The following is a 9,547-nucleotide window of genomic DNA, read 5'->3' as shown; positions in this document are numbered from 1 at the left end:
CCCGGCGGCGCCCGCGTCGGCCTGCTGTGGCAGGACTTCCCGATGGACCCCGCCCTCCCACTGGTCGAGGTCGCCGACCACGCCCAGGACGGACTGCGCCGCCTCCGTGACCTCGTGACCGAGGCGGGCGACGCCCTCGCCGCCCGTCCCGACGACCCCACCCGCGCGGAGGCCTTCGATGCGGTGCTGCGCGCGGCGGAGGACGCCGACGTGTGGTCCCTGGAGGCACGCCGGGACGAGACCCTGGCAGGGCTCGGACTGGCCTCGGTCGACCCACACCGTGAGGTCAGGGCCCTCTCCGGGGGACAGCGGGCGCGTCTCATGCTGGCCCTCCTCCTGCTCTCGCGGCCCGACGTCCTCCTCCTCGACGAGCCGACCAACCACCTCGACGACGAGGCCGCCGACTTCCTGCGGCGCACGCTCCTGTCCTGGCGCGGGCCGGTGGTCGCCGCGAGCCACGACCGGGCCTTCCTCGACAACGTCGCCACCGAGATCCTCGACCTCGACCCGGTCCCCACCGCCCTGGCCGGCCCCGCGACACCCGGCGCGGACGAGGGCGGCCCCGTCCGCGGTCTGACCCGCACCAGGGGCCGCTACTCGGACCACGTCCTGGCCCGCCTCGACGAGCGTGAGGCCTGGGAGCAGCGCTTCGCCACCGAACAGGACGAGCTCAGGCGCCTGCGGGCCCGGACGCGTTCCGACCAGGAGGTCGGCCACTCCGGACGTGCCCCCCGCACGGAGGGCGGGGCCGCGAAGAAGTTCTACGCGGACCGCAACGCGCGTGTCGTCAGGCGCCGCGTGGGGGACGCCGAACGCCGCCTGGAGGTCCTCGAGGGGGCCCAGGTCCGGCGCCCCCCGCGCGAGATGGTGTTCCGAGGACTCGACGTCGGGGGCTCCCCCGATGCCTCCCGGGCGGGGATCCATGCACGTGGGATCGCCGTGGAGGGACGACTGGCCCCCGTCACGCTGGACGTCGGCGGCGGTGAGCAGGTCCTCGTCGAGGGCGCCAACGGCTCGGGGAAGTCCACGCTGCTGTCGGTCCTGTCGGGCGGTCTCCCCGCGACCTCCGGGACCCTCGACGTGCGCGGTCGTGTGCGCCTGCTCGCCCAGGACCCGACCCCACCCGACCCCGACTCCACGACGGAGGACGCCTACCGCACCGCCGTCGGCGGGGAACGCGCCGAGGAGGTGCCGCTCGGCGCGTTCGGCCTGCTGCACCCGCGTGACCTCGCCCGTCCCGTCGGGGTCCTCTCCACGGGTCAGCTGCGCCGGTTGGAGCTGGCGGAGGTCCTCGCCGACCCACCCGAGGTGCTCGCCCTGGACGAGCCGACGAACCACCTCTCCCTGGACCTCGTCACCGCCATCGAGGCGCTGCTGCCCTCCTATCCCGGGATCGTGCTGGTCGCCAGTCACGACCGGTGGCTGCGCAGGCACTGGTCGGGTCGGGTGCTGCACCTGGAGGCAGCGCCGCCCTCGTCAATCTGACGCGGGCCGCCGGGGGCGGGAGCGCACGTGCCGACGGCGCGCCCTCAGGCGTGGATGAGCGTTCCGGCGCGTCCCGCCAGGGCCTCGGTCGCCCGGGCAGCGGAGCAGATGAGGGCCCTGCGGCCCGGACCCCCGCGGACGAAGTCCACCGCGGCCCGCACCTTGGGCAGCATGGACCCCTCCGCGAACTCCCCCGCCGCGACCATCTCGAGCGCGAGGGAGACGGGCAGGTCCGCCACCTCGCGGTCACGTGGAGTCCCCCAGCCGAGGTGCACGGCGTCGACGGCAGTGAGGACGAGGAGGGTGTCCGCGCCGACGGCCTCGGCCAGGAGGCCCGCGCAGTAGTCCTTGTCGACCACCGCCTCCACGCCCCGCAGGCGGCCGTCGGCCCCGCGGACCACGGGGATCCCGCCCCCGCCACAGGCCACGACGATGAAGTCGGAGTCGAGGAGGTTGAGGATCGACTCCCACTCCACGATGGATCGGGGACGGGGAGAGGCCACCGCGCGGCGCCAACCCCGCCCCGCGTCCTCTCGCACCACCATGCCCGGGTGGGCGGCGGCGAGGGCCTCGGCCTCGCTCCGTGACAGGAAGGCACCGATGGGCTTGGTCGGGTCGGCGAAGGCAGGGTCGTCGGGGTCGACGAGCACCTGGGTCACGACGGTGGCGACGTGCCAGGGCTTGCCCAGTCGTGTGACCTCCGCCTGGAGCTGCTGCTGGAGGTGGTAGCCGATGTAGCCCTGGCTCATGGCGGTGGCCTCGGGGAGTGGCATCCCGGGGACGCCCTCGTCGACGCGCGAGGCCAGTCCGAGCGCCCGGGAGACGGCCCCCACCTGCGGGCCGTTGCCGTGGGTGAGGATGATCTCGTCCTCGGCGGTGATCATGGAGATGATCGCGGGGGCGACGGCACGGATGTGCTCGAGTTGGGAGGCGGGAGTGGTGCCCAGGGCGTTGCCGCCCAGAGCCACGACGATGCGGGACATCCCGTCAGCCTATCCACCCCCACGGTGAGGTCCGTCCCGTTCTGATGCCGAAGTCCGCTCTGTTCTGGGCGTGAGGTCCGCTCAGTTCTCGCCTCGAAGTCCGTCCCGGCGGGCCATTCGACACCTTGGCGGATCTGAGCCCCCGAAGCGGGCGGACCTCAGCATCCGAAGTGGGCGGACCTCACGCCCAGAACAGAGCGGACCTCGACCCTGAAAGTGAGCGGACCTCAGCGGGGGGTGAGGGGGTCAGAAGCCGAGGCGGCCGAGCATCTTGGGGTCGGACTGCCAGTCCTTGGCCGTCCTCACGTGCAGGTCCAGGAAGACCCGGCGCCCCAGGAGGCGCTCGATCTCCGCCCGTGACCGCGTGCCGATCTCCTTGAGGCGCGACCCGCGCTTCCCGATGATGATGGCCTTCTGGGAGTTGCGCTCGACGTAGATGTTGACGTGCACGTCCAGCAGCGGCTTGCCCTTCTGGCCGGGACGGGGCTCACGCTCCACGATCTCCTCGACCTGGACGGCCAGGGAGTGGGGCAGCTCGTCTCGCACGCCTTCCAGCGCGGCCTCACGGATGTACTCCGCGATGAGGGTGTCGCGGGACTCGTCGGTGACGTCACCCTCGGGGTAGAGCGGCGGCGAGAGCGGCATGAGACCCACGAGCACCTCGGTGAGGTCGTCCACCTGGGTGCCCTCCAGGGCCGAGACCGGCACGATCGCCGCCCACTCCCCCAGCTTGTCGATGTCGAGGAGGTGGCGGACGAGGCGCTCCCGGCTCACCAGGTCCGTCTTCGTGGCCACGGCGACCTTGGGGGCGCGCACCTCGCGCAGCTCCCGGGCGATGAACTGGTCTCCGGGCCCGATGCGCTGGTCGGCGGGCAGGCAGAACACGACGCAGTCAACCTGGGCCAGGGCCTCGCGCACCATCTCGTTGAGCCGCTTGCCCAGCAGGGTGCGGGGCCGGTGGTAGCCGGGGGTGTCGACGATGACGATCTGGGCATCGGGACGCTGCACGATCCCGCGCACGTTGTGCCGTGTCGTCTCCGGACGCATGGAGGTGATGGCGACCTTCTGACCGACCAGCGCGTTGGTCAGCGTGGACTTGCCGACATTGGGGCGCCCGACCACGGTGACGAAGCCCGCGCGGAAGTCCTCGGGGTAGTCGGGCATGACGAGCCCCACCCCGGCGTTGGCCTCCTCGCGCAGGGTGCGCAGACCCGCCAGGTCCTCCTCGACGTGGGCCAGCTGCTCGGGATCGGCGTCCTCCAGGTCCGGGTCCTCCCCGCCGGTCCCACCGGACGAGGGCGACGCCCCCTGCGCGTTCCCGGCAGCGGGCGTGGGGGCGCCCTCATGCGCGTCCGCGGGAGTCCCCTCCTCCGGTGCCTCCACCTCGACCGTCCCGCCGTCGAAGGCATTGGGTCCTGCCATCAGTTCGTCATCGCTGGGGAATCGCATGGTCACTCCTGCCCGGGGGCGTGGTCGCTCGTGGTGGGGTGCCGGTCCCCCGCAGTGCTGCCGGCCGTGTCCTTGTCGCCGCCGGACCCGCCGGGCCCCGACGCACCGGGCTCGGGGCTGCGTGAGCAGAGCACCGTGCCCACCTGGCGGCGGCGACCGCGCGCGCCCTCGGCCTCCATGTGGACCCCGAGCAGGTCTCCCTGCGCTCCGGGCAGGGGGACGCGCCCGATGGCCTTGCCGAGCAGCCCGCCCACGGAGTCGACGTCCTCGTCGTCCACCTCCAGGCCGAGGAGCTCACCGAGCTCACCCAGGGGGAACCGCGAGGGGACGCGCCACACCCCGGGGGAGACCTCCTCCGGCTCGACCACGTTGCGGTCGTGCTCGTCGGTGAGCTCCCCCACCAGCTCCTCGATGACGTCCTCGAGGGTGACGAGCCCGGAGATGCCCCCGTACTCGTCGACGACCAGCGCCATGTGGAAGTGCTCCTCCTGCATCTGGCGCAGGAGGTCGTCCGCGGGCTTCGTCTCCACGGTGAACTCCGCGGGACGCATCATCTGCTCGGCGGAGAGCTCGGGCTCGGTGCCCCGTGTCTCCAGACGTTGGACCACGTCCTTGAAGAAGAGGATCCCGCGCACGTCGTCCACGTCGTCGCCGATGACGGGGATCCGGGAGAACCCGGACCGCACGAAGAGCCTCAGCGCCTTGCGCGCGGTGAGGTCCGCGTCGACGGTGACCATGTCCGTGCGCGGCACCATCACCTCACGCACCATGGTGTGACCGAGTTCGAAGACGGACCGCAGCATCTCACGGTCCTCGTCCTCGAAACCCTCGGTCTCCCCCACCTGGTCGACCATCTCGCGCAGGTCGTCGGCCATCTCCTGACGGGCCTCGGCCTCGGTCTGGGTGGGCTGGGGCAGTCGGCTCCGCACGAGCCGGATCAGGGGGTCCGACAGGTGCGAGGCGCGCACCAGCCGGGTCGCCATGCGCGCACCCCACAGGGCGATGCCCTCGGGGTCACGCGTCGAGAGCCGCAGCGCCACCACGGAGACGGCGAGGAACTGCGCGATCCCGACCACTGCGACGGCGATGAGCGCGATCGCCCACCACGGCAGGTCCGGGTGCACCAACGCGAGGGTGGTCGACACCGCGACCACCACCTGGAGGAGCGTGCGGGTGCCGCGCAGCGAAAGGTTGGCCCGGGCACGCTGGTCGACCAGCGCCAGGAGCTCGCGGGAGTGGTGGCGGTCCTCCTCCACCAGGTCCTCCACCGCGGCGTGCGAGAGCCTCGCCAGGGAGGACTCCACCGCCGCGACGGCACCGGCCAGGACCACCGCGACCAGGGCGATGACGACGAGGGCGGCGACGGGGACGGTGCCGAAGGGGTCCCCGGTCATCGGGTGGCCAGGAAGGTGAGGAGGAGCTTGCGCTGCAGGCCGAACATCTCCTCGCGCTCATCGGGCTCCGCGTGGTCGTACCCCAGCAGGTGGAGCATCCCGTGCGTGGCGAGCATGAGCATCTCCTCCACGGAGGAGTGGCCCGCCTCCGTCGCCTGCTGCTCCGCGACCTGGGGACAGATGCAGATGTCGCCGAGCGTGCCCTCGGTGGTGGGACGGTCGGGGGTCCCGGGACGCAGTTCGTCCATGGGGAAGCTCATCACGTCGGTGGGCCCCTCGAGGTCCAGCCAGCGCACGTGGAGGTCGGCCATGGGCTCGGGGTCGATGAAGAGGATGTTCAGCTCGACGCTGGCGGAGACGTGCATCTGGTCGAGCACGTAGTCCGCGAGCGCCACGAACTCCGATCCGTCGATCTCCCGGTCGGTCTCGTTGATGACCTCGGTCACCGGTGTCCTCCTCCTGTGTGCCGGGTGGTGCGTGGTTCACGTCGGGTGCGACCGGCGCGCTCGGTGCGGGCCCGGCGCTCGTCCCACCGCGAGTACGCGTCGATGATCTCCCCGACGAGGTGGTGGCGCACGACGTCGGCACTGGTGAGGTGGCAGAACTCCACGCCGTCGATGTCGGTGAGGATCTCCTGGACCACCTGCAGGCCCGAGCGCTGCTCGCCGGCGAGGTCGATCTGGGACACGTCACCGGTGACGACGACCTGGGAGTTGAATCCGAGGCGGGTGAGGAACATCTTCATCTGGGAGACGGTCGTGTTCTGGGCCTCGTCGAGGATGATGAAGGAGTCGTTGAGGGTGCGCCCGCGCATGTAGGCCAGCGGCGCGACCTCGATGGTGCCGGCGGCCATGAGTTTGGGCAGGGCGTCGGTGTCGAGCATGTCCTTGAGGGCGTCGTAGAGGGGACGCAGGTACGGGTCGATCTTGTCGGTGAGGGTGCCCGGCAGGAACCCGAGGTTCTCACCGGCCTCGACCGCCGGACGCGTCAGCACGATGCGGCGCACCTGTCCCGACAGGAGCCGGGAGACGGCCTCCGCCATGGCGAGGTAGGTCTTGCCCGTGCCAGCCGGCCCGATGCCGAAGACGACGGTGGACCGCTCGATCGCCTCGACGTACTCCTTCTGGCCGGGCGACTTCGGGCGCACCGAGCGTCCCCTCACGGAGAGGATCTCACTGCCGGCGCGCTCGGCGAGGGCGGCGCTGGTCAGCAGGGAGATGGCGTGCTCGACCGAGGCCACGTCCAGGAGTGTGCCCGATCGGGCCAAGTCGATGAGTTCGAGGATCAACTGTGCGGCGAGGTCGACGTCGACCTCCGCGCCCGTCAGGGTGATCTCGCGTCCCATGACGATCAGGCGGACGGAGGGGAAGCCGCGTTCGATGGCACGGAGCACCTGGTCCGAGGCGCCCAGCAGGCTGAGGGGCTCGACGTCAGCGGGGATCGTGATGCTTCGGGTGGTCGGCTCGGCGCCGACTGCGGTCGGGTCACTCATGCGATGTGCCCACACACTCCTCTGGTCGTCCGTCTCCGGTGCACTGCTGGCCCAAGTCTAGCCGGACCTCGCTGCACCGCTCCGGGACGCCGCAGGGGTCAGACCCACGGTTCGCGGGTGGGGAGCTCCGCGGTCATGTAGCGCTGGAGCGTCGGGGCGACGAGGGCGACCACCTCCTCCACCGGCATGGAGGCCAGGGGTTCCATGCGCAGCACCTTGCGGGCCATGAGCACCCCGATGGTCTGGCTGGCCACGAGGGACAGTCGCGTCGGCGCGGAGCCGGGGGGGTCGTCCACCAGCGGGCGCAGGTGGGCCAGCGCCAGGTCCTGGAGGAAGCCCCGCACCAGCGAGGCGCCCTCGGGCGAGGAGGTGAGGGTGCGCACGACGGAGAGCACGACGGGCTCGGCGTCGGAGTCCCACAGTGTGAGGAGGGTGCGGATGAACACCTCGCCCAGCCGGTCGCGGGGCGCCGCAAGGACCGGTGCGAGGACCTCCCCCGGTTCGGCCGGGAGCTCCAGGGCGGCCAGGAACAGCTGCTGCTTGGTCCCGAAGTAGCGGTGGACGAGTGCCTGGTCGACCCCGGCCTCCGCCGCGATGGAGCGCACGGAGGTCGCCTCGTAGCCTCCGCGGGCGAAGGCCCCGCGCGCGGAGGCGAGGATGCGACCCCGGGTCCGCTCGGCACTCACCGTGTGCTCCTGGGCATGGTGAGTGCCGCCAGGACCAACGCACCGAGTCCGAAGGCGGCCAGCACCGCGAGGTCCCCCAACAGCGCACCGCCCACCCCCGCCTCGTCCCGGACCAGGCCCAGCGCGTCCACCGCGTAGCTCATGGGCAGGACGTCGGACACCCACCGCAGGACGTCGGGGAGCTGGTCGCGCGACACGAGGAGCCCGCACAGGAAGATCTGGGGTCCGACGATGACGGGCATGAACTGCACGGCCTGGAACTCGGTCCTGGCGAACGCGCTCGTCATCAGGCCCAGGGCCACCCCGACCACGGCGTCGAGGGCGGCGATGAGGAGGACCCAGGCCGGTGCGCCCTCGGTCTCGACCCCCAGGAACCAGTAGGCGACCGCCCCCAGGAGCACGCCCTGGACGAGGGCCGCCAGCGCGAAGGCGCTCGCGTACCCGGCCAGGAGGTCGGCACGGTGGATGGGCGTGGTCCACAGCCGCTCCAGGGTGCCCGAGGCCCGTTCGCGCTGCATGGCCACCGAGGTCACGAGGAACATGACGAGCATGGGCAGGATCCCCAGCAGGGTCAGCGCGATCCGGGGGAACAGGTCGACCCCCGAAGGCGGGGTCGGCACGTCGAGGTAGACGAAGTACAGGAGGACGAGGAGACCCGTCGGCACCCCGAGGATCAGGGCGACGGTGCGTCGGTCGGCCGCCAGCTGGCGCAGCACGCGCACGGTGGTGGCGGAGTAGGTGCGGGGGTTCATCGTCCACTGCCCTCCTCGGGGGTCGCGGTGTCGTCCGGGGCAGGGGCCGGTCCAGGTGCGCCGACTGCGTGCCCGGCGCCGCCGTCCCGTCGCCCGTCGGGCGTCCCGTCCGTGCCCGTGGCCCCTTCGCGCACGAGGGCGAGGAATGCCTGGTCGGGGGTGTCGGCCCCCGTGCGGCGCAGGAGTTTCCCGGGGGTCCACACACCGAGCAACCTGCCCCCGCGCATGAGCGCCAGGAGGTCGCAACGCGTCGCCTCGTCCATCACGTGGCTGGACACGACGAGCGTCCGGCCGGAGGCGGCGAGCTCACGGAAGCGCTCCCAGAGGCCCTCCCGGGTGACGGGGTCGAGGCCGACGGTGGGCTCGTCGAGCACGAGCAGTTCAGGGTCGCCCACGAGGGCGCAGGCCAGGGAGGCGCGACTCGCCTGCCCACCGGAGAGCGTGGCGACGGGGCGACGCGAGAGATCACCGAGGTCCACCGCCGCGATCGCCTCCTCCACGGCGTCGGCCCCGGCCCCCTGGAGGGCGCCGAAGTAGGCGACGTTGTCGTGCACGGACAGGTCGGTGTAGGCGGAGACCTGCTGCGTGACGTAGCCGATGTGCCCGCGCAGGCGGCGGTCCCCGGCGGGCAGGCCCAGGACGGTGACACGCCCCGAGGCGGGTCGCTGGACACCGACGATGGTGCGCATCAGGGTGGTCTTGCCGCCGCCCGAGGGCCCCAGCAGGCCGAGGACCGCGCCCCGGGGGACCTCGAGTGTGAGGTCGTGGAGGACGGGGGTGCGTCCCCTGGAGACGTCGAGGTGGTCGACCACGACGGCCGCGTTCCCGGGGGGCGTGACGTCCATGTCATCACGTGATGATTTCATCATGTGATGACACTAGGCGGTCCGGGCGTCGTGGCACAAGCCCCTCCCCGACCGCCTGCGGCCAGGGTGGTCAGTCCGTGCCGGGTTGGAGCGCCTGGACGGAGATGAGCTCGATGTCGGTGGACGTGCAGGCCGTGAAGTCCGACGTCCTCACGAAGAGGGCCTCCTCCTGGTCGGGCGGGTAGACGCGCAGCCCGTCCGCGGCCTTCGGTGAGCACTGGGCGGCGTCATAGTTGCCGGCCTCGGTGATCCTCAGTGCCGAGTGCGCGGACCCACCGGGGGCGAGGGTCACGGTCACCACCGCGGCGCCCTCGTCGCGGGTCGCGGGCGCACCCAGTTGGGTCCCGTTGTCGTCGCCCACGAGCGACACGCCGGGGAACCCCCGCAACGTGCACGCCGTGGAACCGGTGTTCGTCAGCACCAGGTCGGGGTAGGTCGAG

General features: G+C 72.1%; 10 protein-coding genes. 1 reads left to right on the top strand and 9 read right to left on the bottom strand.

What is annotated here, in order from left to right:
- The coding region (locus TA90_RS00950; protein ID WP_043534158.1) for an ATP-binding cassette domain-containing protein at positions 1-1,485 on the top strand (1,485 nt) is incomplete at its 5' end.
- 44 nt (positions 1,486-1,529) lie between these two features.
- Here the strand turns inward: TA90_RS00950 and arcC are convergent.
- The 9 genes from arcC to TA90_RS00905 form a co-directional block, all read right to left on the bottom strand.
- Positions 1,530-2,468: a carbamate kinase gene (gene arcC / locus TA90_RS00945; RefSeq protein ID WP_043534155.1), complete on the bottom strand. Its 939-nt coding sequence runs from the start codon at positions 2,466-2,468 to the stop codon at positions 1,530-1,532.
- Positions 2,469-2,714: 246 nt separating this feature from the next.
- Positions 2,715-3,917, bottom strand: coding sequence for a GTPase Era (gene era, locus TA90_RS00940; RefSeq protein ID WP_043534154.1), 1,203 nt, complete (start codon positions 3,915-3,917; stop codon positions 2,715-2,717).
- Between the two features lie 2 nt (positions 3,918-3,919).
- The gene (locus TA90_RS00935) at positions 3,920-5,311 is read right to left on the bottom strand and encodes a hemolysin family protein (protein ID WP_074015210.1); all 1,392 of its coding nucleotides are present in this window, start codon (positions 5,309-5,311) and stop codon (positions 3,920-3,922) included.
- Complete coding sequence (ybeY, locus tag TA90_RS00930) at positions 5,308-5,757, bottom strand: rRNA maturation RNase YbeY (RefSeq protein ID WP_043534153.1); 450 nt, start codon at positions 5,755-5,757, stop codon at positions 5,308-5,310. The genes TA90_RS00935 and ybeY overlap by 4 nt, the downstream gene beginning before the upstream one ends.
- Positions 5,754-6,803: a PhoH family protein gene (locus TA90_RS00925; RefSeq protein ID WP_043534152.1), complete on the bottom strand. Its 1,050-nt coding sequence runs from the start codon at positions 6,801-6,803 to the stop codon at positions 5,754-5,756. Before TA90_RS00925 ends, ybeY begins: the two co-directional genes overlap by 4 nt.
- 98 nt (positions 6,804-6,901) lie before the next feature.
- Positions 6,902-7,489 carry a TetR/AcrR family transcriptional regulator gene (locus tag TA90_RS00920; protein WP_043534151.1) on the bottom strand — a complete coding sequence of 196 codons (588 nt, stop codon included), beginning with the start codon at positions 7,487-7,489 and terminating at the stop codon, positions 6,902-6,904.
- Positions 7,486-8,241 (bottom strand): ABC transporter permease, encoded by a 756-nt coding sequence (locus TA90_RS00915; protein WP_043534150.1) that lies wholly within the window; start codon positions 8,239-8,241, stop codon positions 7,486-7,488. The genes TA90_RS00920 and TA90_RS00915 overlap by 4 nt, the downstream gene beginning before the upstream one ends.
- Positions 8,238-9,110 carry an ABC transporter ATP-binding protein gene (locus tag TA90_RS00910; RefSeq protein WP_082031186.1) on the bottom strand — a complete coding sequence of 291 codons (873 nt, stop codon included), beginning with the start codon at positions 9,108-9,110 and terminating at the stop codon, positions 8,238-8,240. The genes TA90_RS00915 and TA90_RS00910 overlap by 4 nt, the downstream gene beginning before the upstream one ends.
- A 67-nt stretch (positions 9,111-9,177) precedes the next feature.
- The coding region (locus TA90_RS00905; protein WP_043534149.1) for a DUF4232 domain-containing protein at positions 9,178-9,547 on the bottom strand (370 nt) is incomplete at its 5' end.

The organism is Actinomyces polynesiensis (assembly GCF_000820725.1).
Lineage (GTDB): Bacteria > Actinomycetota > Actinomycetes > Actinomycetales > Actinomycetaceae > Pauljensenia > Pauljensenia polynesiensis.
The sequence above is the reverse complement of the archived record's forward strand: the minus strand, read 5'-3'. Positions and strand labels throughout refer to the sequence as shown.